Below are 23,201 nucleotides of genomic sequence, written 5' to 3' on the forward strand. Positions count from 1 at the left end.
ATAGGAGATACCCGCTTTCTGTTTCTGGTTCACTCTTGGTTCATTTTTCGTTCATGCTGATTCCGTGAGCACGCGCGTTGAAAAGCCGCCCGCCCCATCGAGATGAAGTTCCCTTTCGTGCTGCTCTCGAAGCGTCGAGCGATGCCCGACGCTCACGATGCCCATCTCGGGCAGCTCGTGCGCGAGCATTTCATACATTTCCTGCTCGCGCGCCTCGTCGAGCGCACTCGTCGCCTCGTCGAGGAACGCCCACGCCGGGCGCACGAGCAGGATGCGTGCAAAGGCGATGCGCTGCTGCTCGCCAAGCGAAAGGATGTGGCTCCAATCGGCAGTCTCGTCGAGCCGCGGAAGAAAGGCTTCCATGCCGACGAGCCGCAGGGCACGCTCCATCTCCTCGCGCGGCCCTTGCGCCGTCAGAGGATAAGCAACGGCGCGCGCCAGCGTGCCGAGCGGCAGATAAGGGCGCTGTGAAAGGAAGAGCCGCTTTTCATTCGCTGGGAACGCCGCGCGGCCATGCGCGAACGGCCAAAGCCCCGCAAGGGCGCGAAGAAACGTCGACTTGCCCGCACCCGACGCGCCCGTGACGAGAAGCGCTTCTCCTTGCGCTAGCGAAAACGAGCAGCCTTGCAAAAGCTCCGTGCCGTCGGGCAGGGAGACGCAAAGTTCTTCCACTTCGAGACCGCCGGAAGACTTCGAAAGCATGACCGCGCTCTCCTTGGCATCGACCTCTTCCATGTGCGCCGTGAAGCCGCTCAGTCGACGCACAACGGCCGCATACTCGGCAATCGATCCGTATGCCTCAACGAAGTAGGAAAGCGCGTCCTGCACCTTACCAAAGGCCGAGATCGTCTGCATGAGTCCGCCCAGGGCCATCTCGCCGCCAAAGTAGCGTGGCGCCGCCATGACGAGAGGCACGATGATCGCGAGCTGCGCGTAGCCGTTGATGTAGAAGTTCAGGATCTTCGTCTGACGCATGAGTTCACGGAAGTTGCCGATGACACGCGCGAAGCGCTCGGAAAAGCCGCGCACCTCCTGCGCCTCACCGCCGTAGAAGGCGACGCTCTCGCTGTTTTCGCGCACGCGCATCATGCTGAAGCGGAAGTCCGCTTCGAAGCGCTGCTTCTCGAAGTTCAGCCCAATGAGCTTCCTGCCGACGCGGTGCGCGCCGACCGTGCCCAAGACGGAGTAGATGAGCGAGAACCACAGCATGTAGCCGTAGATGTGAAACTCCCAGCTGCCGACAGGAACGGTCAAAACGCCTGACAGATTCCACAAGACGACGGCAAACGCCGCGAGCGTCGTCAGCTGCTTCAAGAAGCCCACGGAGAGTGTGAGCGTCAGCTCGACGAACTGCCCGATGTCCTCCGATATTCGCTGGTCTGGATTGTCCGTGCCCTCGACGAGCGTTTCGAGCTTGTAATAGGCGCGGTTCTCCATCCAGCGTGCGAGGTAGCGATCCGTGAGCCATGTGCGCCACTTGATCTGCAGCATCTGCCGCAGATAGATGGCGTAGACGGCGACGGCGATATGCACGAAGGCGAGAAACGCGAACTTGCCGACGAGCGGCCAGAAAAGCTCGTACTCGTAAGCCTGCAGGGCATTATAGAACTCGTTGTACCAATCGTTGATCAGAACGAGCATGCCGACCGCGACAAAATTCAGCGCGATGACGACGGCGAGAAGCCCTCGCGCCTTCCACTTCTCCTCGGAAAACCAATAGCCGCGAACGATCGCGCGGCAGATGCGCCAGACGCTCTTCTTCTCCACAAACTCTCCCCTATCTCTTCTTTGCTACGACCTTCCATTGAAAAGCATGCAGCTCTTTCGCATCAACATCCGGCGGCAAAAGGGCGGCGAGCTGCGCGACAAATGTCTGATCCTGCTCCGTTTCTGCAATCTTTGAATCAAAAACCTCCTGCGGTTCAAGCCCCGCCTCCTGCAAAAGCGCAACGACCTCCGTGCGCGTGAAAAAGCGAAGATGCGTGCGGTCAAGGATTCCCGCTTCCTCGTACTGCCAGCGGCCTTTCAGCATCATGCGGAAGACAGAGAAATGCATGACATTTGGGACACTGATGATGACACGTCCGCCGGGCTTCAAAACTGCGGCAAGATTTTTCATCGTCTGCCAAGGTTCTCGCAGATGCTCAATAACATCGCCCAAGATGATGTAGTCAAACTTCTCATGCCACGCAGGTCGATCCAGCTTCTCCACATTGAGCGCCTCAACGACGGCAAAGTGGCGTGCCATCTCCGCCGCTTTTTTATCAAATTCAATGCCATAGACTTCCGCCTTAGGATTCGCATTGCGAATAGCAAGGAGCGTTGCCCCGCAGGCACAACCAACTTCAAGCACATTGAGTCCATCTTTTTGGAGGTCCATATGCTCCAAGAGTTCCGTGCGCGGTATGAAAGAATACGGATAACTCAAGCCATACTTTTGTGTAAATCTCGCATCATCTTGTGCATCATAGAACAACTCAAAAGGATTTTCATGGGCAAACGCCCCGCACGCTACAATGCAAGGCCGATCTGCCTGCCAAAAACGCAGGCAGAAATCAAGCATGAGGAACGGAGTCGTGCGAAACTCCTCCGAGAAGCCTCCCATGTCCAGCAGAGCTTGGCGCTGCGTCAAGAAGCAGAAATCCAGGGAAACCGAAACAGGCAAAACGTCCAAATTCACGGATAAATCTTCGGAAAAGCGGAGCAATCCCTCTGCATCTTGATAAGGAGCACACCGGTCTGCGGGCAGCGCCTGCACCCGATCCAATCCCAAAGGATCCTTCAACATCGGCACAACGAGAGAGATGCCATCAATGACGCCCGCTGCCCGCTGCATAGCGCGGAGTGCCAGCCGCACAAGGACGTAGGGCGCTGCTGAAAACAAAATTTCCCGTCCGCTCGCATATTGAAGCGCCGCGTTGCATGAAGCCGCTATACCTGCTCCCCTGCCGTCGAAGAGCACAGCAGATGGATCTTGATCCAAAAAAGTCACGGCCTCCGCATTCTCGCCGCAGTAGACAAGGATGCGCTCGTATTCCTCTCCCGAATAATTTTCCTGCAGGTATGCCCGCACCATGCGCGCTTCCTGCACATCCCCCGTCAAAAGCATAACGATCGTCAGCATGCGCTTCCACCTTTCCGCGCGAATCTTTCTCACGTCCACACTGTTTCAGTATAACGGCTTTCATCGCTTCACGCAAGGACTTCCTTGTGCTACAATGGAGGAAAGTTTTGTCTGCTGCTCCTCCCGCCGCGAAAGGAAAAAACCTATGCCATCTTACAAATACATCCTGCTCGCTCTCATCTTCCTGTCCCTCGTACTGCTCTACCGCTGGCTTCCCAACCGCAAGATCTGGGCACTCTTTTCCCTCACGCTCCTCTTCGCAGGAGCGGCGGCGTTCTGGAGCTTCCCGCCGCCGCCCGCGCCCAAGATGACGGCGGAAGAGCGCAGCGAGATTCATCAGCAGCAAGAAATCTTCACCGCCTGGTACGACGAGCACAAGAAGAACATCACGCAGCTCGACTACAACTGGCAGCAGTACCACAACATCCTTGAGAGTTTCAAGGAGGGCGCGATCGACATCCAAACGGCCTATGTACGTCTCACGCAGCTCGCCGAGGATGCCAAACATACGCGTGACGCCGTCGACGCACACATCCCGCCGCTCGCACTCAGCGGCATCAACTACGATCTCTGCGCCGCCGTGCGGCAGAAGACGCTCGCCTACGCCGAAGCGCAGCAACAGGCAATCAGCCGCACGAAGAACGCCGCAGACCCCGCGCAGCTCCTCACGCGCGATCCCGCCGAGCAGAGCCGTATCCTGGAGGACACGATGATCCGCGAATCGCCGCCCGGCCTCTTCCTCGCCGAAGAAATCAGCGCACTGCGCGAAAATCTCACGATTCCTTCGGAAAAGGACGAATAAAAAATGTGGGCTTCGCATACGTCCTTGACGTATGCGAAGCCCACATTTTATTTCATTCAGCCATTTCTCGCCGCTGCGACGCGTGCGCGGTATAGGCTGCGCAGCCTGTGCCAGAGCATCGGCACGACGAGCATCGGCACGCCCATGTAGAATGCCTGCCGCAGGTCGGGTGTGAAAGCGAGTACGACGAGGCAGAAGACCTGCGCCCAGATGCCAAAGAGCGTCACGTAAGGAAAGAACGGCGTCTTGTAGCGCAGGGTATGCTCCAATCCCTCGGCGATGAGGCGGCGGCGGAAGCGGTACTGGCTCCAGCAGATCGAGATCCACGCGATCGCCCCCGTGCAGCCCGACACCGCGAGAAGATACGTATAGACCGCCGAATCGGGATCAAACGTGTAGAGCAAGATGACGAGCCAGCACGCCGAAACCGACATGAGGATGGAATTGCGCGGCACGCCCTTGCTGTTGATCTGGGCGAGAAAGGCCGGCGCCATGTCCATGCGTGCGAGCGAATAGAGCGCCCGCGCACTCGAATAGAGACCCGAGTTCGAGCACGACACGGCGGCCGTCAGAACGACGAAGGCGAGCGCGGCCGCCAAGGAGTCGAGGCCGTGCGCGGCGAGCGCCGCCGCAAAGACGCTTTCGGAGATGCTCGCCTCTTCCCACGGCAGAATGGAGATCAGCAGGGAGATCGGGACGATGTAGAGCGCGATGATGCGCCACGTAACGTTGCGCACGGCGATGGGGATGCTCTTCTCTGGCTCTTTGCACTCGCTCGCCGCAAGGCCGATGATCTCCGTACCTTGGAAATTCACGAGGATGATGACCATCGTCAGGACGATCGCCCACCAGCCGTTCGGTGTGAAGCCGCCGCTCGAAAGGAGGATGCGCGTGCCAATGAATCCCTCTCCGCCGAAAAGGCCGAGACAGATGAGCGCCGCCACGACACTGAAGGCAACCAAGGCCAGGATCTTCACAAGGGACAGCCAGAACTCGCTCTCGCCGAACTTGTCGACGCGAAAGAGGTTCAGCACGGTCACGACGAGGCCGAAGAACACAGCCCACCACAGTTGGCTGACTTCGGGCACGAAATTGTTCATGATGATGCCCGCGGCGATCATCTCGGACGGCACATACGCCATCCAGTTGAGCCAGTATGCCCAGCCCACGCCGCACGCCCACGTCGAAGAGATGTTCTCTCGCGCATAGGCAACGAAAGAACCCGAAACAGGCTTGGCAACCGCCAGCTCCGCCAAGGAGAGCATGACGCAGAGCACGATGACCCCACCCAAAAGATACGCCAGGATCGCCGCCGGCCCTGCCTTTTCCAGCACATACCCCGTGCCGAGAAAATAGCCGCTGCCAATGACCCCGCCGAGCGAAATCATCTGCACATGCCTGTTCTTCAACCCTCTGTTCATCTGCGTCCCATTCATGGCCTTGATAACACAACCTTCCGTATGATGAAGTTAAAACCCCCTAGAGAAACCCTCTGCACGAATACAGCTTAAGGACAATACTACACCAAACGCAGGGAAATGCCAAGCGAATATTTCTGAGAATCGCAAGAATTTTTACCACTCCGAGCCCTCTCGTCTTTCACTGGGAGATGTGTTACTATATATAGTATATAGTAGACGCATACGCATCCACAACGAACGTTGCGGAATTAAATCATAAGGAAGATCAGAAAGCACATGGAAAATTTCACGACGATCGAAACGGGCGGCACAGCCGAATATGAGATTCAGCGATCTCGCTTCATCGCCGAAGCCGCTCACGCGGCAACGGAAGAGGAAGCGCGTGCCTTCCTGCTTTCCTGCAAGAAGAAGTATTACGACGCACGCCACAATCCGAGCGCCTGGGTGCTCGGCGCAGGCGGCGAAAGGCAGAAGTCGAACGACGACGGTGAGCCGGGCGGCACCTCGGGCAATCCCATCTTGGAAGCGATCAAGAAGCGCGGCCTCGTCGATACCGTCGTCGTCGTCACGCGCTACTTCGGCGGCATCAAACTCGGCGCGGGCGGCCTCATCCGCGCCTACGGCCACGCCGCACACCTCGCGCTCGAAGCCTCTTCCCTCGTGCGCAGCCTGCAGCTTACGCGTCTCGCCGTGACGGTCGACTACACGCTTCTCGCGCTCGTCGAAAACTTCGTGCGGCAGGAGGATCTTCGCACGGAGGATGCGATTTACGAGGAAAAGGTCACCTTGCTGCTGCTGTTGGAAGAGCGACAGCTCGCTCCCGTTCAGGCGGCTCTGACAGACCTCACTGCGGGCAGAGCCATCTTTGAGGAACGCGGCACGGTCTGGGGCAAGGCGACGGTCTAAAAAACGCAAAACCTGCCGGAGAGCAGGGCAAAGCCACTATATTCGACTTGCATGAAAACAGTAAAGTATGCTATACTGTGACTGGCAAATGTACCTAGTATCATAACCGATACGCGAAAATCCCCCAAGATTGCAGCTTGGGGGATTTTCTATTCCCTTATTGCAGGTGGGCTTACTCCCTAGGCTCGTCGCCGTCGTTCTCCCTCTCATCGAGCCATTTGCTAATGTGATTGGCAATTACACCAGCCAAGATGGAGAGAATAAATGTACCTAACATCACCGATACCCTCCTTCCCGTGCCAGTCTGGAGGCGGCAACGCATAAAGTATAGCATAGTTCAGAGCAACATTCCACAAACTTTGCCTACCACAGGATTCAGACAGAATAAGAGCCGCCCGTGCGGACAACGCGGGCAGCTCTTATTCTGGAAACTCCCTTCTTCACACTTTCGGCTCGCGCAAAATCGGCTCGACCACCTGCGGAAACCTCGCGCGCAGGTAGTTGCTGATCGTCTCGCCGATGAAGCACTTCGCCGCGCTGTCGGGGTGCAGGCCGTCGGTCGTGTAAATATCCTCAAGCTTCCCCTCGCCATCGGAGAGGACCGTCGTGACGTCAACGCAGTAGGGCTGCGACAAGATCCAGCGGTTGAGCGCCGCCTGCTCGTCGCTCCAGTTAGCGGGCGGATTCTGCGCATACTGCAGCTTCGCAATCTTCGCGGGATTGAGCGAAGTGACCGTAGAGAAGACGGGCGTGATGCCGTGCGCCGTGCACTTGTCGCGGATGCGTGCGAGCACGGCGATGATATCCGTCGCCCTGCCGCCCACGCGATAGTTGTTCACGCCGCCCATGATGACCAGGATCTTCGGGCGGAACGGCAGTACGTCGCGCTCGAAACGCGCTTCCATCGCCTCGACGGTATCGCCCGAGTAGCCGAGGTTCTTGATGGGGAACGCCGCGTACGTTTCCCAATCGTAGAGCACGCGGTCAGGGCCGTAGACGATGGCGCCGCCGCCGTGCGTGATGCTGTCGCCGAGCGCGGCGACGGCGACGGGAGACTTGACCTCGAATGGCACGTTCTCCGACCAGCCGCTGATGGGTTGGCGTGCAGCGTCAAGGGCACGCACCTTCCAGTAGTAATTGCCGGGCGTCGCGAAACCGTAGGTATCGTAACAAGTGAGGTCGGTCGCGTAAAGCATGTGCAGGAGCGCGGGCTCCGACCTGCCTCGCTTCCAAACGGAGACTTCGTACTCAGCGGCTCCCTGCACAGGAATCCACGAATACGTCGGATAGAGCGGCACATAGTCCATCTTCTGGAACTCGCTCGTCGGATGCGGCGCCGCCGGATCCTTCTCGGCCAGCTCGACGGCGGCAGGCGGCGTGAAAGCCGAGCGTGCATTGCCATCGTAATCGAGCGCACGCACGCGCCAATAGTGGTTCGCATCGAGCCAGCCGCGTCCCGCGAGCGCGATTTCCACGCCGTTGTTGAACACATGCGTGTCGTGGTAGACGACCTTCGCCTTGTCGCCCGCGCCTTCTTCGATGACGAACTCGTAGCGCACGGCATCGGCGACGGGCTGCCACAAAAAGCGCAGCTTCTTCGGCAGCTTGCGCACCGTCTCCTTCCCCTCGGGATTCACGGACATCGGCGGCTTTGCGCCTGCCGCCGCCCTCTCGTCCATCTGTTCATTTTTTGCATTCGCATCCTCCTCCATGGGAGCGCCCGCCTCCTTCTGCGCCGCATCGCGCTCCAGCACGATCGTACGGTCCTTCGTCGCGGCATACGCCGTCATGTGCGCTTCGCCCAAGGTCGCCGCAGCTTCCGCGCGCTCCGCTCCCTGCGGCGAAAGTGCCGCCGCCGCAAGGCACAAAGCCAAGGCGGCGGCACTTTTTTTCCAATAGCAATGATAGTTTTTCTGCAAGTTCAACCCTTCTCCTCTGGATCGAGCGGCATCGGCCGAAGCTCGCGCGACTCGTCGTATTGCATATTCGTGATGATGCGGCCAAGACGTGTACCTGACAGGAGGTTCCACGTCCATTTCAAGAGTACCGTTGTGTTCGTATGTGCGCCCGCAAGACGCAGGAGGTGGACGAACATCCAGACGACCCAGGCGATGAAGCCCTTCATCTTCGTGCCGTTCATATTGACGACGGCCTCCGTCCTGCCGATCGTCGCCATCGCACCCTGATCCTTGTAATGGAACGTTTCCAAATTCTCATCGCCCGCGATCAGGCGCTTGATATTGCGCGCAGCAACGACGCCGCCCTGCGTCGCGACGGGTGCGACCGTCGCCAACGGACGCTCCGTGCCGTGGCAGAAGGAGGCGCAGTCCCCGATGGCGAAGATGTCACGCTCGCCCTCGACCTGCAGTTTCTCGTTGACGATGACGCGTCCTGCGCGGTCGCACGCGAAGCCGAGCTTACTGATGATCGGCACCGCCTTGACGCCCGCCGCCCAAATGACCGTATTCGTCGGAATGACCCGGCCATCCTTCAAGATCAGGCTGTTCTTGTCGCAGCCTGCGACCTGCGTATTGAGCATGACGTCGATACCTTTCTTCTCCAAGACGCGCACCGTTTCCTGCTGCAGATCGGGCGGCATCATGGGCAGAAGCCCGCCCGTCGCTTCGACGAGCTTGACGCTGATCTCATCGGGCGAAAGATTGTGATACTCGTCCTTCATGATGAGGTTGATGACCTCGGCCAGAGATCCTGCGAGTTCGACGCCCGTCGGGCCGCCGCCGACGACGACGAAGCTCAGCATACGGCGTCGCTCCTCCTCATTATGCTCGATCTTGTTGGCGCGCTCGAACATATGGATGACATGATTGCGGATGTGCAGCGCCTCCTGCAAGGTCTTCATCGGGAAGGAATGCTCCTCGACGCTCTCCATGCCGAAGAAATTCGTCGTCGCGCCCGCCGCGAGAACCAGATAATCGTAGGGAATCTCGCCGTGATTCGTGATAACGACCTTGCGCTCCCTGTCAAGACCGCGAAGCTTCGCCATGAAGAGATCGACGTTTTTGTTATGGCGGAAAAAGGAGCGGATCGGATAGGCGATCTCATCGGTCGAAAGAAGTGATGTCGCGAGCTGATAGAGCAACGGCTGAAAAAGATGGAAGTTGCGGCGGTCGACGATCGTGATGTCAAGGCTCTTATCCTTTGCCAGTTCGCGTACGACCTTGACTCCGCCGAAGCCTGCACCGACGACAACAATGCGTGTTTTCTTACTCATGTTCTTTCTCCCTTCCTGGGTGCGGGAAACTCCCCGACTTGGCAGCGGCGCGAAAGTGCATCGGCTTCTTCAGCAGCCGTCATTCGTTTCGCGCCAGAAAAACTTATCAACGTATAAATTTTATATATAGAAAAAGCGGCGCGGAGGCTCATGCCGTCCGCGCCGCTTTCGTTCCCTTATGACTGTTCGTCTTATCTCTCATATTCTGCATCCTTGACGTGCCCCTTCCCCATGCGGCAGTCCGCTCGAACTGCGCGATCACCATTTCGGCAGGACTTCGAGCCAATAGCCGTCGGGATCGCTGATGAAGTAGATGCCCATCGCCGCATTCTCGTAGCAAATGCAGCCCATCTCCTCGTGCAGTTTGTGCGCCGCCGCAAAGTCGTCGACGCCGAAGGCGAGGTGGAACTCGTTGTCGCCGAGATTATACGGCGTCTCGCGATCCTTGAGCCACGTCAACTCAAGCTCGTGCGGCGTCGAGCCGCCATCGCCGAGGTAGACGAGCGTGAAATCGGGCATTTCCACGCGGCTCACTTCCTTGAGACCGAGCGCCTTCTCATAGAAGGCGAGCGAACGCGCGAGGTCACGCACGTTGATGTTGTTATGCAAAAACTTGAATTTCATAAACTTCCCTCACTTCTTCATATCGAAGAATGCAAAATTCTTGCAGTAGTCCATGACGAGAAACCTCTCCTTGTCCTTTCCCTCACCGTTCAAGTCGGCGCAGAAGCGCATGCCCCTGCCGAGCATTTGACTGAACTTGCTCAGCGAATGCACCTTGCGGAAGAAGACGAGATTCACGACGGAAGGAATGTCAAAGCCCGTGTCCAAGACGTCGACGGAAACAGCGATCGTCAGCTGCTCATCGGACAGCGAAAAAGCCTGCACCGCCGCGGCAAGATCAGGCGTACGGACATCGAGCGCACGGATGAAGTCTGCGCCGTAATCGGGATGAAGCCGCTGGAAAATGAAAGCGATCGCCTTCGCCTGCAGACTGTTCTTCGCAAAGATGATCGTCTTGCCGAGCTTGCCGTCCGGCGTTTTGAGACCATGCTGCAAAAGGTTTTCGAGCATCGCCTGGATCGTTTCCTCGCTGAAGAGCCAGTTGTTCACGGCCGGCACGTCGAAATCCTTGCTCGCGATCGCGCCCGTATCGGAATACTCCATCTCCGCGATCGTTCGCTGCTCCTCTGTGAGATCGGCATAGCGAAGGTGCGGCTCCATGATGCCCTCGGGCGCTTCATCGCGCAGAACAAAATCGACGAGCCAACCGTCGCGGCACGCTTCTGCCAGACGATAGGCGAAAGTAGGCTTTCCGGGCGCAAGGTCGTAGAAACGATAGACATCTTCCTCTCCAGGAGCCTCAGGCGGCAACGACGAGAAGCCCAAAAGGATTGCATCGAAGTAATTCAAGAGAACGATATGGTCTTCGTAGATACTCGGGTGCGATTCGTCGATGATGACGAGATCGAAGTGCGCCGGATCGTAGAGGCGCGCTCCCGTTTCTGTCCGACTCTCGTTCACGGCGTCCATCATGATGGTCGCCGTCGCGAAAACGATGTCCGCCTGCGCCTCTTCACGTACATCGCCGAGGAGGTCGATGAGCTTCGCGTCGGGCAGCAGCATGCGAAACTGCTCGTAAGCCTGATGCACAAGTTCCTCGCGGTCAGCAAGGTAGAGCACCTTGCCGACGGCTTTCTGATGGAGCAGCGCTTCAATGGCGCCCGCCGCCATGCGCGTCTTCCCTGTGCCCGGCGGTGTGGAAACGAGAAGCCGTCGCACGCCTCGATGCACGTCCTCGCATATACGCCAGACGGCTTCCTGCTGATAGGGGCGGTTCACAATGTCTTCAGCAAGGTCTGGATGTCCGTCCGGATCGTAAAGGCGGCGGAAGTGCAGACGCCGCTCCAAACCGACGCGCGAAAAGCATCCATGAATCGGACGCAATGTGCCGCTCGCCTCATCCAGATAGCAGTATCCTCCCTCGCGCAGGAGAAAAATATAGGGACGCTCGCCGTACTTCTGTTCCATGAGCGTCGCCCATTCCTTCGCCTGAGCGACGCCGTCTTCTGCGGAATGCTCCGCCGCCTTGACCGCCATGACGGCCAGCGGTTTCTTCTCGGCATCGGTGAAGAGGAGGTCGACTGTCGGCGTCTTTTTTCCCGCGCCCTCGATCTGCGCGTTCATGAAGAAGTCCTCACCCAAAGTCCATCCCGCCTGCGCACTGTCCACCAGGATGTAGCGGCCGCGCGTCTCGGCGAGAAGGTCGGCAGGCACCTCGACGACGCTGCCGTTCCTGTTTTTTTCCCGCAGGGCGGCAAACTTCTCCGAAGCCTCGCGGTTCTTCTTGCGCCGCGGTAAAAGGGCGCCGCCTTCGAACGGCTCCTTGTAGAGTTTCAGGAGTTTCAGAGGATTCGCATTGCATTCCTTGCCGCCCGTCGGCAAAAGGCTCTCATTGAAAGGAGTCGGCGAAAAACCTTCCTCGTAGCACGCCGCCAACCATGAAAGGGCTGCGTGCAGTCCGCGCAGCGCGAGCAAGGCCTCCTCGCGTGAGACGTCCATGCCGCGATAAGCAACGACATTGCCGAGATGCAGGATGTAATGCACGAGATAATTCATTCCAGCCGGACGGAGTTTCTTGAGCGTCGGCTCATGAATGAGGCGAGCGATCGCCTCGCGATACGGCAGCGCGAGTCCCGCATCGTGCGTGAACATCCAGCGCACCGCCAGCTTGACTGCACGCGCCGACAAAATCACACACTCTGGGTATGACGTGCCGAAGCGCCGCTCCGCCTCCATCGCCGTCTTCGCGATCGCCTTGTAATCCTTTCGCGCCATCAAGAAATCAAAATTTGATGCCATGTCCTCACCGTTCTTTCCCTGATCGAGCTGCTGCGCAAGCATCTCCTGCGCCAGCCCCGGTTTCTCTCACGAGAATCTCAATTCACGTGGGCGCCCTTTCCATCCCTGCGGCGCCCGCTCATATATCTTATGCCGTCGGTCTTGCGCGACTGCGTGAGATCGACGATCTCGTCATGCTCCTTCTGCGGCTCTCGCCCAAGGCGGCAGAGGACGCGCGTGATGCGCACGCCCTCCGTTTCCTCGACAAAGAACTGTGCATCGCCGAATGCCGCCTTCTGTCCGATGCGCGGTGGATTGTCGACGTGCGCCGAAAGCCAGCCGCCCACGCTGTCGATCTCCTCCTCGTCGATCGCGACCTCCAGGATGTCCTCAAGTTCCTCCAAAAGCATCTTGGCGTCGACGGAGTAAAGGCACGCACCCTTCTTTTCCACCAGCGGGCGATCCGTATCGAACTCGTCCTGAATATCTCCGACGATTTCCTCGATGACGTCCTCGATCGTGACCATGCCCGCCGTGCCGCCATACTCATCGACGACAATGGCGAGCTGCGAGCGCTCCTGCTGCATCGTCTGCAAAAGGCGGCTGACGGCCATGGCCTCGGGCACGACGAGCGCATGGCGCGCGAGCTTCCGAAGATCGGGCGATTCTTTCTTGTAAAGCGTTTGTAAAAAGTCCTTGATATGCAAAAAGCCGATGACGTTGTCCTTGCCCCCGTCGCAGATCGGATAGCGCGTGAGCCTCTCCTCCATCGCCGTCTCAATGCTCTCTTCCAAAGAGTCCTCAAGATCGAGGCAGACCATGTCCGTGCGCGGAATCATGATCTCGCGCACGGAGAGATCGGCGAAGTCAAAGACGTTGTCGACAAATTCCAATTCCGTCTTATCGATGAAGCCTTGGCGATGACTCTCCTCCATGAGGACGCGGATCTCCTCTTCCGTATGCGCCACATCCTCCTCCTTCGTCACGACGGAGAAGCCCATGCGTTCCTCCGCCCAGTTCGCGACGTGATTCAGCAGCCAGACGAAAGGATACATGATGCGCTGGAAGACGAGGAGCGGCAAGGCGACTGTGAGCGCGACACTCTCGACCTTGCGGATCGCGACATTCTTCGGAATCAGCTCGCCGCCCACGATGTGCAGCGAGGTGATGAGGAAGAACGCGATGGCGAAGGAGACGGTTTCAACCGCGCTCTCCGGCACGCCGAACCACGAAAATGCCGGATGCAGCAAGGAAGCGACAACAGGCTCACCGAGCCAGCCCAAGCCCAGGGAAACGATGGTGATGCCAAGCTGCGTGACGGAAAGCGCCACGTCAAGGCGATCGGCCAGCTTCTTCGCATACGATGCGCGGCGGTTGCCCTCGGCGATGAGCACGTCGAGCCGAGAACTGCGCATCTTGACGATGGAAAACTCCGCCGCAACGAAGAACGCATTGCCGAAGACGAGCAGAAAGACGACAAGAATTTTCAAAGACAATAAAAAAGGATCTTCCAAGAACTCTCCCCCATCAAAATGCACTGATATATCTTACTTTAAACATTTATTCTACAATCGCTTTTGCTTTTCCTGCTCCCTTTTTGCTGTCCAAAGGGGAATTCATCATCTCTTGTGCGGACGGCAGCGGCGCATACTCGGCGAGGAACGCCGCCATCTCCTCCTCCGAAAGCGCAGGTGCACCAAAACTGCGGGCAGGGCGCACATCTTTCTGACCTGCGCGAGACGGTGCAGACCTCGCCGACGTTGCCCGCAGTGCACGCGAGTCGAGATCGGGCTTTCCCTCCTTGTCGTCGCAGCTCATGCGGCAGCGCGGGTAGTTCGAGCAGCCCCAGAAGTCGCCGTTTTTGCCGCGGCGCTTCACGAGGACGCCGTTTTGACAGCGCGGGCACGGATGCTCGCCCCCGCGCTCGATCTTCGCGTCGAGCGCCTTCGCCACAAGGCGGCGCGTGAAAGCGACCTGCGCCGACAGAAACTCTTCGAGCGTGCCCTCGCCGTCTGCCATCGAGTGCAGCTTGTCCTCCCAAAGCGCCGTGGCGTCAGGATAGACGAGATCGTCGGGCAGGGCGTCGACGAGGAGGTACGCCGTATCGGTCGGATAGAGCAGCTTCTTCTTGCCCTTCGCCGAAAGGAAGCGCCGCTTGATGAGATCGTCGATGATCGCCGCACGCGTCGCCTCCGTGCCGATGCCGTAGACGTCCTTGAGGCGTTTCTTCGCCTCAGGATCGAGCACGTACTTGTGGATCTCCTTCATGCCCTGCAGAAGCGTCGCCGGCGTGAAACGCGGCGGCGGCTTCGTCGCACGCTTCTTGAGCGCGCCGCTCAAGTACGTCACGGCGTCGCCCTTCTTCAAGGGCGGCAGGACGCCGCCTTCTTCTTCCTCGCCGTCTGCATCGCCCGCATCAGCTTCTTCGCCCGCGCCCTTCTTCGCCGTGCGGTAAATGGCACGCCAGCCCGCCTGAATCTCGCGCCGCCCGTTCACGGCGAACGCCTCGCCGTGATAGTCGAGAGCCGCACGCGTCTTTTCGTAGACATGCTCGGGATAGAACTGCGCGATGAACGCCTGCGCGATCAGGCGGTAGATGTTCGCTTCCGTCTCCGTGAGCGTCCCGAGCCGCGCGTGCACGCACGTCGGAATGATCGCATGGTGCGCCGTCACCTTCTTGTCGTTCCATGCGCGGCTCTTGATCTTCGCGTCCGCGCCGCCCGCCCAATGCGACAGAGCCGCATCGTCGCCATCCCTGAGATGCGCGAGGATCGCGGACGCATCCTTTCGCTGGTTCAGCGGCAGATATTCCGAGTCCGAGCGCGGGTATGTCGTGAGCTTCTTCTCGTAGAGCTTCTGCGCCGTATCGAGCACGAGCTGCGGTTCGTAGCCGTACTTCCTGCCCGCGAGCACCTGAAGCGATGAAAGCGAAAACGGCAGCCGCTGCCCCTCCGTCTTCTTCGCGCGATGCAGCTCCGTCACGCGCCCGTCTGCAGGCGGCTCGGCGAAACCCGCAAGACGCGCCTGTGCCGCCGCCTCGTCGACGAGCCTTCCCTCGCGGTCAAGCCCCGGCTCCTCCTCGCGCGGCTTCCAGACGGCTATGAAATCCCCGTCTGCATGGCGGAACTTCGCGCGAATCTCGAAGTAATCGACGGGCTTGAAGCCCTCGATCTCGCGCTCGCGGCGCACGACGAGCGCCAAGGTCGGCGTCTTGACCCTGCCCACGGGCAGGACGAGCTTCTTGTGCCCCGCGCGGCGTGCCGCGAGCGTATAGGCGCGCGAAAGATTCATGCCGATGAGCCAGTCGGCGCGGGCACGCGCCAGCGCCGACTGCTTGAGCGCGTAGAAGTCGCTGTTCTCGCGAAGATCCGCATTCGCCTCGCGGATGCTCTTCTCGTCGAGCGCGTTCAGAAGGATGCGCTTGACGGGCTTTTCGTTGCCGACGAAATCGAGCACCTCGTCGATCAAAAGCTGCCCCTCGCGGTCGGGGTCGCCCGCATGGACGATCTCATCGGCACGCGCGATGAGATCCTTGACGATGCGGAACTGCCGCGCTGCCGACGGCGCGACGACGAGCTGCCACTCGGCGGGCACGATGGGCAGATCCTCCGTGCGCCAGAACTTGTACTTCTCGCTGTACTCCTCCGGCTCCTTCTGTCGCAGGATATGACCGAAGCCCCACGTCACCGCGCCTTCCGCCGTTTCCAGCCAGCCGTCGTGCGAGCGCACAGGGCCTTCGAGGCACTTGGCAATCTCGCGCCCCATGCTCGGTTTCTCCGCAATGTAGAGCCGCAAGGCTTCTCCTCCTTTCCGCGCACAGCGATATTTTATGAAAGCCCAAGAAGCCAAGCCGAAGGCGCAGGCTGCTTGGGTAACTTTCTTTAAGGGCGGCGCACTTTTGTCCACAAAGCGGACGTTTGTGCGTGCAGTTTCTCATGCAAATCAAATATTCTCTTCTATTATACCACAAATCGCCTTCATTGACAGCCCTGCGCTGCATTGTTATAATGGCGAAAGAATCAGCGCCGCCGCACAGGCGGCTTTTCACTCCATCAGAAACATTTTGGGAGGCGTCCTTATGACAGAAAAAGTTTTCCCCATAAGCCGCGAGAGGCTTGAGGAAATCATCGAACAATATCCGACACCCTTTCACATCTACGACGAAAAGGCCATTCGCGAGAACTTCCGCCGCTTCAAGCGAGCCTTCTCGTGGGCGCCGAACTTCACCGAGCACTTCGCCGTCAAGGCAGCGCCAAATCCGCGCCTCCTGCAGATTCTGCACGAAGAGGGCGCGGGCACGGACTGCAGCTCCATCGCCGAACTGCTCCTCTCCGAGGCCGCCGGCGTCAAGGGCGAAGAGATCATGCTGACCTCGAACGACACGCCCGCCGAGGAATTCCAGAAAGCGCGCGAACTCGGCGCCATCATCAACCTCGACGACATCAGCCACATCGACTACCTCGAAAAGTGCGCGGGCTTCCCCGACTGCCTCTCCTTCCGCTACAATCCCGGCCCGCTCATCGAAGGCAACGACATCATCGGCAAGCCGACCGAGGCGAAGTACGGCCTTACGCACCACCAGATCTTCGACGCCTACAAGATCGCACGCGAAAAGGGCGTCAAGCGCTTCGGCCTGCACACCATGGTCATATCGAGCGAGCTTAGGAATGAAGCCTTCCTCTTCACGGCGGAACTCATGTTCAACCTCGCCGTCGAAATCAAAAAGCGCCTCGGCATCTCGCTCGAATTCATCAACCTCGGCGGCGGCTTCGGCATTCCCTACCGCCCCGAAGAAGAAGCCATCGACGTCGAGCGCGTCGGAAGCGGCATCGAAGCGCTCTACAAGAAGATCATCGAGCCGGCGGGACTCGCAGGCCTCGCCATCAAGGCAGAATCCGGCCGCTACATCACGGGACCCTACGGCTGGCTCGTCACGACGGCGCTGCATGAAAAGAAGACGTACAAGGACTACATCGGACTCGACGCCTGCATGGCGAACCTCATGCGCCCCGCGCTCTACGGCGCGTATCACCACATCACCGTCGTCGGCAAGGAAGACGCCTTCTGCGATCACATCTACGACGTTACAGGATCACTCTGCGAAAACAACGACAAATTCGCCATCGACCGCAAACTGCCGAAGATCGACATCGGCGACCGCATCGTCATCCACGACACCGGCGCACACGGCCACGCCATGGGCTTCAACTACAACGGCAAGCTCAGAAGCGCGGAACTGCTGCTCCGAGAAGACGGCAGCGTCGAACTCATCCGCCGCGCCGAAACTCTCGATGACTACTTCGCCACCCTCGACATCCCCGGCGGTTTGATGAAGTAGAGTATCACAACAGGGCTATGCGAAGATGTCAAAGATCATCGCATAGCTCATATCTTTTTCAGCTTTCTCTAAGGCGTGAGTATATTACAAAATGTTTACCTGCAGATCCTTTCTCATCAGACCCAAGGTGCGCATATCCGATTTGAACCATATCGATCCGGCATGGTTTGTCGATGTAACGGACGCCAAGGAGCTCAAAAAGATTGCCAGGCATGTGGACAAAAAATATATAGACGGCGCTATTCTGCTAAGCTATTTTGATAAAGAAATATTAACCTTCCGTGAATGGGACTCCCTTAATTATCTCTGGGTTTACCTCGCCGTCGCCATCGATAAACTGCTGCAAGATGGAATAGCCTCCATGTCCTTTCCAGATGCTCCAATGGAGATGGACTTTGAAGAATATGACAGAGGTTTTATAAAATTGCATACAAAGTGGAACAATAAGCGCTTTTTTGTCCCAGAAAAGGAACTGCTGCTCACCTTGCTTCAGGGAGCTGTCAATTTTTTTGACGCCATCAATAAGCCGTTGGATCTACACAGTACATATGCATTAGAGCGGCAGTACTTTGATGATCTATTGCAGCGAGTCTACGGCAAGTTTTTGTGATGGTATGTGTCTTTGCACCCGATGTATTTTCCGTTCGTATTCTATAGAAGGAAGGGCGCCGTCAGCCGACGGCGCCCTTCCTTGTTGCTCATGCTGTTCACAATACCGAAACTCTTTCCCTCACAAGAGCTTCGCCCGAAGTTCCTCTGCCGAAAGCGGCGAGAGGTAGGCGGGGGCGATGTCGAGGACGGTCTTGCAGCCCGCGAAGCCCTCCTGCGCGAGGCGGTATGCCGCCCTTGCATACGCGAGAAGAACGCTCGTCGTGAACTCGGGGTTCGAGTCGAGCTTCAGGCTGTACTCGATCGCGTGCTTGTGCTCGCCATGAAGCCCCGTCGCACCCGTGCGGATGACGAAGCCGCCGTGTGCAAGGCCGCTGTGGCTTGCCTTCAGCTCCTCTTCCGTGATGAAGTGCACGGTCGTATCGTAGTCGGCGAAGTAGTTCGGCATCTCCTTGATTTCCTTCTCGACCTTCGCTGCGTCCGCGCCCTCTTCGAGGACGACGAAGCATTCGCGCGTATGCTTCTCGCGCGTCGTAAGCTCGGGATTGTCGCCGCGCCGCACGGCGGCGAGCGCCTTGACGACGGGGATGGTGTACTGCTTCGCATCCTTCACGCCTGCGATGCGGCGGATGGCGTCGGAGTGCCCCTGGCTGACGCCGCGCCCCCAGAAAGTGTAATCCTTGCCGTTCGGCAGGACGGCATTCGCATAGACGCGCGCGAGCGAGAAGAGCCCGGGGTCCCAGCCGACGGAAATGACGGCGACATGATTCGTCGCCTTTGCCGCCTGATCTACGGCAGCGAAGTGCGCGGGAATCTTCGCATGAGTATCGAAGCTGTCGACGACATGGAAAAGCTTCGCATACTTCGGCGTCTGCCCAGGCAGATCCGTCGCGCTGCCCCCGCAGAGGATCAGCACGTCAACCTTGTCCTTCCATGCCTCGATGTCCTCAACGCGGAGGACGGGCACACCCTCCGTCTGGATCTTCACATCTTTCGGATCGCGTCGCGTAAAGACGGCGACAAGCTCCATGTCGCCGTTTTCGCGCACGGCGCACTCCACGCCGCGCCCGAGGTTTCCGTAGCCGAGAATGGCAATTTTCATATTTCTCTCTTCCTCCCAAATCAGGCGAGAACGCGTGCGAGGCGCACGATCTCGGGATCGAGCGTCTTGCGGTTCGTCACGGCGTCATGTAGATTGATGCTCACGACCTTGCCCATGTCGAAGCCGAAGACGATGTCGCTTGCGCCCGACATCAGCGCGAGAGCCGCGCGTTCGCCGAGAAGCGACGCCTTCATGCGATCCTCGACCGTCGGCGCGCCGCCGCGCTGGATGTAGCCCAAGACGGATACGCGCGTATCGATCTTCGTCGTCTCGCCGATGAACTTGCCCATCTCAACGGCAGAGCCTGCACCCTGCGCCACGACGATGATGCTGTACTTTTTGCCTGCCTCGTAAGCGTCCATGATTTCCGTGCAGATCTCATCGAGATCGTACTTGACCTCGGGCACGAGGACGTATTCAGCGCCGCCCGCGACGCCCGCCATCATCGCGAGCCAGCCCGACTTCTTGCCCATGACCTCGATGAGGATGATGCGCCGATGCGCCGACGCCGTGTCGCGCAGCTTGTTGATGGCCTCCAGAACTGTGTTCGCCGCCGTGTCGGCGCCGATCGTGTAGTCCGTGCCCCAGACGTCGTTTTCAATCGTCGCCGGCAGACCGACGATCGGCATGCCGTGGCGCGAGAGATGCGCCGCGCCCGTGAGGCTGCCGTCACCACCGATGACGACAAGGCCTTCGATGCCATGCTCTTTGAGCTTTTCCATCGCCGCTTTGCGCCCCTCCTCCGTATGGAAGCGCTTGGAACGCCCCGTGCCGAGGAACGTGCCGCCGCGCTGAATGAGGTCGCTGACGCTGCGCGTCGAAAGCTCCTTGATGTCGCCGTCCAAAAGCCCCGTATAGCCGCCGTAGACACCGAAAATCCTTACTCCCTCGGAAATCGCCGTGCGCACGACGGCGCGCGCCGCCGCATTCATGCCCGGGCTGTCACCGCCCGAAGTCACAACACCAATCGTACTGATCATGTATCTCTCTCCTATCCTATTGTCTTTTCTCAGCTGTTGACTGCACTCGCGTGGAAGAGCCGGATGCCCTTCTGCCCCACGCTCGCTGCCTTCTCCATCAGCGTACGAATGTCCGTCCCCTCGTCCATCGCCTGCGTGTTCGCCATGTCGACGAGCATCGGCATACTCACGCCCGTGACGATGCCGTACTGCTCGTTGTTGATGACGATGCGGCAGGCGGCATTGTATGGCGTGCCGCCGAAGATGTCGACGAGGAAGAGCACGCCGCCCGACGTATCGAGCTTTTCCAAGACGGCTTCGTACTTCGCCGTGATGTCGGCCGGCCCTTCGCCCGGCAGAAACGTGACCGCCGCCGTGTTCTGCACCTCGCCGAAGATCATCTCGACGGAAGAGAGCAGCTCTTCGGCCAGCCGGCCGTGCGTGCCAACGATGATTGCAAACATATCCATACCCCCCAGCTGAGCTTTTGCCCAAGCATCAAATCCAGTGCTTATCATTCTTATTATAGCAAATTTTTTCCTATATGTCCTGTAAAAAAGCCGCCTGCCCAACTTTAGGAATCATCTCTCCGCTTCAATCGTCCATTGGCTCCCGTGTCAACTTCTGAAACAAGATGCGAAGATAATTTCGCTTACCGTATAACACGCGGTCGACATAGACATCCTGCTCAAATATACGATAAACTTTCAGGACATATGTTCAGCCGCTACAGGAAACGGACATACACTGCTTTTACGCCCGTTTCCTGTAGCGGCTTCATCAAGGAGGCACACTGTACATATGTCCTCACGCCTTACAGAAGCCTAGCCAATCGGTCTGCGCCTTTGGCTTGACCTCTTGGGGCTTCATGGTAAAACACTATATAATTGCCGCAAACAAGAAAACGATACTCGCTTTCTACATCGATCACGGAAGAAAGCGCTGCGCCGAGTTGCGGGAAATCCCCCAGCTGATCCACGCGATCCAGTATGCGGTTTATCGTATTTTGCGCCGCTCGGGGATTGCACAATTCAGAAGAGATATAGTCCCAAATTTCATCCAGATCACCTTCGGCTTTCGGAGAATATTGGATATTATGCTTCATTTATTTTCCTCTGAAAATGCGCCCTCACATCTGCAGACGTACGCCAGCCTCTTTCATCTCCAGATATTTTCCCCTGAAAAAGTTCTTTCATGAGCCTCAATGCTGCCTTCGTTTTTTCATAATCCTCCAAATCAACAATCGCATATCGACCGCGCCCATTCTTTGTAAGAAAAACTGGCGAACCGACAGCTACGTCACGAAGCACCTCGCCGTAATTTCTTAAATCAGAAATCGGTTTGATATTAGGCATAGCCGCCCCCTCCCTTCTTCTATCTTTAGCATACCTTCTTTTGTTGTAAAATTCAACCGTAAATTCGACAGCAAAAAGCCGCCTGTCGCATCTTCTGCGACGGCGGCTTTTCTTTCCAATATTTGCGGCAGCTTTCACGCTACGCTTCCAAGACCTCGTCCATCGCCTGTTTCATGCGGCAGATCGCGGTATCGAGTTCTTCCTTCTCGATGTTGAGCGGCGGGTTGAAGTAGAGTACGTCGCCTAGAGGGCGCAGCAGGAGTCCGCTGCGAAGCGCCGCCCGGTAGATGGCATAGCCGAGGCGGCGGCTCGCGTCGAACGGGCGCTTCTCCCGCTTGTCCTCGACGAGCTCTGCGGCATGGATCAGGCCGATATGACGGATCTCGCCGACATTTCGGTGCGCACCGAAGACTTCCTCCATGCGTGCGGTCAGCCAAAGAGCTGTCTCTTCCGCTCTCTCCAGGACGTTTTCCTCGTCGAGGATGTCGAGCACGGCGAGTGCCGCCGCGCAGCCGAGCGGATTGCCCGCGTAGGTGTGGCTGTGCATGAACGCCTTCCCTTCGCTCCAGTCCGCGTAGAAGGCGTCGTAGATCTTCTCTTTGACGACGGTGATGGACATCGGCATGTAGCCGCCCGTCAATCCCTTGGAAAGGCACATGATGTCGGGCGTGATGCCCGCACGCTCCGTCGCGAATAGCCTGCCCGTCCGGCCGAAGCCCGTCGCGATCTCATCGGCAATGAGGAGCACGTCATGCTCGTCGCAGAGCGCACGCAGTTTCTTGAGATAAAGCTCCGGGTAGATTCGCATGCCCGCGCTGCCCTGCAGAAGCGGCTCGACGATCATCGCCGCACACTCTTCGGCATGCTCGGAAAACGCCTTTTCCGCATAGGAAAAGCACTCGCAGGAGCACGTCTCGCGCGTCTTTTGAAAAGGACATCGGTAGCAGTCGGGCGCTTCGACGTGGATGTTGTCCATCATCATGGGCTTGTACATCTCGGCGAAGAGATCCATCGAACCGACGGAGAGCGCACCGATCGTCTCGCCGTGGTAGCCCTCGGAAAGGCATAGGAAGCGCGTCTTCTTCGTGCGTCCCGTCTGCTGGCAGTATTGAAACGCCATCTTGAGCGCCGCTTCGACGGCGGACGAGCCGTTGTCGTTGAAGTGGAACTTCGTGAGCCCGGCGGGCACGAGCGCAGCAAGGCGCTCCGCCAGCTCGATGGCAGGACGGTGCGAGAAGTTCGCAAAGATGACGTGCTCCAGGCGGTCGAGCTGTGCCTTGATGCGCGCATTGATCTTCTCGTTCGCGTGCCCCAAGAGGTTCGCCCACCACGAGCTAACGATGTCGAGATAAGCCTTGCCGTGCACATCGTAGAGCCATGCGCCCTTCGCATGGTCGATGACCATGGGCAGGAGCTCCTCGTAGTCCTTCATCTGGGCGCACGGATGCCAGATATGGCGAAGGTCGCGTTCTTCAATCGTTGGCATGAAATCCTCTCCCTCTATGATTTCGG

At 58.4% G+C, this 23,201-nt stretch carries 20 protein-coding genes; 4 read left to right on the forward strand and 16 right to left on the reverse strand.

All coding sequences use genetic code 11. The annotated features are described in order from the left end of the window. Positions 1–51: 51 nt before the first annotated feature. Together OL236_RS09345 and OL236_RS09350 are read right to left on the reverse strand one after the other, a co-directional pair. Complete coding sequence (locus tag OL236_RS09345) at positions 52–1,767, reverse strand: ABC transporter ATP-binding protein/permease (protein ID WP_265070391.1); 1,716 nt, start codon at positions 1,765–1,767, stop codon at positions 52–54. Between the two features lie 10 nt (positions 1,768–1,777). After that, complete coding sequence (locus tag OL236_RS09350) at positions 1,778–3,124, reverse strand: methyltransferase domain-containing protein (protein WP_265070392.1); 1,347 nt, start codon at positions 3,122–3,124, stop codon at positions 1,778–1,780. Positions 3,125–3,269: 145 nt separating this feature from the next. On the opposite strand from OL236_RS09350, the gene OL236_RS09355 reads away from it, so the two are divergent. Then, positions 3,270–3,926: a hypothetical protein gene (locus OL236_RS09355; RefSeq protein ID WP_265070393.1), complete on the forward strand. Its 657-nt coding sequence runs from the start codon at positions 3,270–3,272 to the stop codon at positions 3,924–3,926. 56 nt (positions 3,927–3,982) lie between these two features. Here the strand turns inward: OL236_RS09355 and OL236_RS09360 are convergent, their stop codons facing one another. Then, the gene (locus tag OL236_RS09360) at positions 3,983–5,347 is read right to left on the reverse strand and encodes an amino acid permease (RefSeq protein WP_265070394.1); all 1,365 of its coding nucleotides are present in this window, start codon (positions 5,345–5,347) and stop codon (positions 3,983–3,985) included. Positions 5,348–5,623: 276 nt separating this feature from the next. Here OL236_RS09360 and OL236_RS09365 point away from each other — a divergent pair, with 276 nt between their 5' ends. After that, on the forward strand, positions 5,624–6,253 hold the full coding sequence (locus tag OL236_RS09365) for a YigZ family protein (protein WP_009645893.1): 630 nt from the start codon (positions 5,624–5,626) through the stop codon (positions 6,251–6,253). Between the two features lie 172 nt (positions 6,254–6,425). On the opposite strand, the gene OL236_RS09370 is transcribed toward OL236_RS09365, so the two are convergent. The 7 genes from OL236_RS09370 to OL236_RS09400 form a co-directional block, all read right to left on the reverse strand. Further along, a complete protein-coding gene (locus OL236_RS09370) occupies positions 6,426–6,530 on the reverse strand; it encodes a nitrate reductase (protein ID WP_232208205.1) in 105 nt (34 codons plus the stop codon). Positions 6,531–6,693: 163 nt separating this feature from the next. Next, positions 6,694–8,172 carry a GDSL-type esterase/lipase family protein gene (locus OL236_RS09375; protein ID WP_265070395.1) on the reverse strand — a complete coding sequence of 493 codons (1,479 nt, stop codon included), beginning with the start codon at positions 8,170–8,172 and terminating at the stop codon, positions 6,694–6,696. Between the two features lie 2 nt (positions 8,173–8,174). Next, a complete protein-coding gene (locus OL236_RS09380) occupies positions 8,175–9,485 on the reverse strand; it encodes an NAD(P)/FAD-dependent oxidoreductase (protein WP_265070396.1) in 1,311 nt (436 codons plus the stop codon). A gap of 258 nt (positions 9,486–9,743) precedes the next feature. Then, the gene (locus OL236_RS09385; protein WP_265070397.1) at positions 9,744–10,109 is read right to left on the reverse strand and encodes a VOC family protein; all 366 of its coding nucleotides are present in this window, start codon (positions 10,107–10,109) and stop codon (positions 9,744–9,746) included. 9 nt (positions 10,110–10,118) lie between these two features. Continuing rightward, complete coding sequence (locus tag OL236_RS09390; protein WP_265070398.1) at positions 10,119–12,389, reverse strand: DEAD/DEAH box helicase family protein; 2,271 nt, start codon at positions 12,387–12,389, stop codon at positions 10,119–10,121. 35 nt (positions 12,390–12,424) lie between these two features. Beyond that, the gene (locus tag OL236_RS09395) at positions 12,425–13,840 is read right to left on the reverse strand and encodes a hemolysin family protein (protein ID WP_265070399.1); all 1,416 of its coding nucleotides are present in this window, start codon (positions 13,838–13,840) and stop codon (positions 12,425–12,427) included. A gap of 46 nt (positions 13,841–13,886) precedes the next feature. Further along, positions 13,887–16,121, reverse strand: a complete 2,235-nt coding sequence (locus OL236_RS09400; protein ID WP_265070400.1) for a DNA topoisomerase 3 — start codon at positions 16,119–16,121, stop codon at positions 13,887–13,889. A gap of 283 nt (positions 16,122–16,404) precedes the next feature. Here OL236_RS09400 and OL236_RS09405 point away from each other — a divergent pair, with 283 nt between their 5' ends. Further along, positions 16,405–17,664, forward strand: a complete 1,260-nt coding sequence (locus OL236_RS09405; protein WP_265070401.1) for a diaminopimelate decarboxylase family protein — start codon at positions 16,405–16,407, stop codon at positions 17,662–17,664. A 142-nt stretch (positions 17,665–17,806) separates the two neighbouring features. Continuing rightward, the gene (locus OL236_RS09410) at positions 17,807–18,274 is read left to right on the forward strand and encodes a hypothetical protein (RefSeq protein WP_265070402.1); all 468 of its coding nucleotides are present in this window, start codon (positions 17,807–17,809) and stop codon (positions 18,272–18,274) included. Between the two features lie 120 nt (positions 18,275–18,394). Here the strand turns inward: OL236_RS09410 and OL236_RS09415 are convergent, their stop codons facing one another. From OL236_RS09415 to bioA, 6 genes are all read right to left on the reverse strand, one after another. Next, on the reverse strand, positions 18,395–19,375 hold the full coding sequence (locus tag OL236_RS09415) for a diaminopimelate dehydrogenase (RefSeq protein ID WP_265070403.1): 981 nt from the start codon (positions 19,373–19,375) through the stop codon (positions 18,395–18,397). A gap of 20 nt (positions 19,376–19,395) precedes the next feature. Beyond that, positions 19,396–20,355, reverse strand: a complete 960-nt coding sequence (pfkA, locus tag OL236_RS09420; protein WP_006192900.1) for a 6-phosphofructokinase — start codon at positions 20,353–20,355, stop codon at positions 19,396–19,398. A 29-nt stretch (positions 20,356–20,384) separates the two neighbouring features. Then, positions 20,385–20,798, reverse strand: coding sequence for a PTS sugar transporter subunit IIA (locus tag OL236_RS09425; protein WP_013740518.1), 414 nt, complete (start codon positions 20,796–20,798; stop codon positions 20,385–20,387). A 350-nt stretch (positions 20,799–21,148) separates the two neighbouring features. Continuing rightward, a complete protein-coding gene (locus tag OL236_RS09430; protein ID WP_265070404.1) occupies positions 21,149–21,439 on the reverse strand; it encodes a type II toxin-antitoxin system RelE/ParE family toxin in 291 nt (96 codons plus the stop codon). After that, positions 21,429–21,827 carry a type II toxin-antitoxin system prevent-host-death family antitoxin gene (locus OL236_RS09435; RefSeq protein WP_265070405.1) on the reverse strand — a complete coding sequence of 133 codons (399 nt, stop codon included), beginning with the start codon at positions 21,825–21,827 and terminating at the stop codon, positions 21,429–21,431. Before OL236_RS09435 ends, OL236_RS09430 begins: the two co-directional genes overlap by 11 nt. 1 nt (position 21,828) lies before the next feature. Beyond that, positions 21,829–23,175, reverse strand: a complete 1,347-nt coding sequence (bioA, locus tag OL236_RS09440; protein ID WP_265070406.1) for an adenosylmethionine--8-amino-7-oxononanoate transaminase — start codon at positions 23,173–23,175, stop codon at positions 21,829–21,831. Positions 23,176–23,201: the final 26 nt, after the last annotated feature.

The sequence above is a fragment of the Selenomonas sputigena genome (genome assembly GCF_026015965.1).
Lineage (GTDB): Bacteria > Bacillota > Negativicutes > Selenomonadales > Selenomonadaceae > Selenomonas.

What these genes read in the sequence shown, in the direction of transcription:
- OL236_RS09425 (WP_013740518.1), bottom strand. Translation starts at nt 20,798, where the DNA reads ATGTTTGCAATCATCGTTGGCACGCACGGCCGGCTGGCCGAAGAGCTG.
- OL236_RS09415 (WP_265070403.1), bottom strand. Translation starts at nt 19,375, where the DNA reads ATGAAAATTGCCATTCTCGGCTACGGAAACCTCGGGCGCGGCGTGGAG.
- pfkA (WP_006192900.1), bottom strand. Translation starts at nt 20,355, where the DNA reads ATGATCAGTACGATTGGTGTTGTGACTTCGGGCGGTGACAGCCCGGGC.
- OL236_RS09405 (WP_265070401.1), top strand. Translation starts at nt 16,405, where the DNA reads ATGACAGAAAAAGTTTTCCCCATAAGCCGCGAGAGGCTTGAGGAAATC.
- OL236_RS09350 (WP_265070392.1), bottom strand. Translation starts at nt 3,124, where the DNA reads ATGCTGACGATCGTTATGCTTTTGACGGGGGATGTGCAGGAAGCGCGC.
- OL236_RS09380 (WP_265070396.1), bottom strand. Translation starts at nt 9,485, where the DNA reads ATGAGTAAGAAAACACGCATTGTTGTCGTCGGTGCAGGCTTCGGCGGA.
- bioA (WP_265070406.1), bottom strand. Translation starts at nt 23,175, where the DNA reads ATGCCAACGATTGAAGAACGCGACCTTCGCCATATCTGGCATCCGTGC.
- OL236_RS09360 (WP_265070394.1), bottom strand. Translation starts at nt 5,347, where the DNA reads ATGAACAGAGGGTTGAAGAACAGGCATGTGCAGATGATTTCGCTCGGC.
- OL236_RS09365 (WP_009645893.1), top strand. Translation starts at nt 5,624, where the DNA reads ATGGAAAATTTCACGACGATCGAAACGGGCGGCACAGCCGAATATGAG.
- OL236_RS09385 (WP_265070397.1), bottom strand. Translation starts at nt 10,109, where the DNA reads ATGAAATTCAAGTTTTTGCATAACAACATCAACGTGCGTGACCTCGCG.
- OL236_RS09390 (WP_265070398.1), bottom strand. Translation starts at nt 12,389, where the DNA reads ATGCTTGCGCAGCAGCTCGATCAGGGAAAGAACGGTGAGGACATGGCA.
- OL236_RS09355 (WP_265070393.1), top strand. Translation starts at nt 3,270, where the DNA reads ATGCCATCTTACAAATACATCCTGCTCGCTCTCATCTTCCTGTCCCTC.
- OL236_RS09430 (WP_265070404.1), bottom strand. Translation starts at nt 21,439, where the DNA reads ATGAAGCATAATATCCAATATTCTCCGAAAGCCGAAGGTGATCTGGAT.
- OL236_RS09370 (WP_232208205.1), bottom strand. Translation starts at nt 6,530, where the DNA reads ATGTTAGGTACATTTATTCTCTCCATCTTGGCTGGTGTAATTGCCAAT.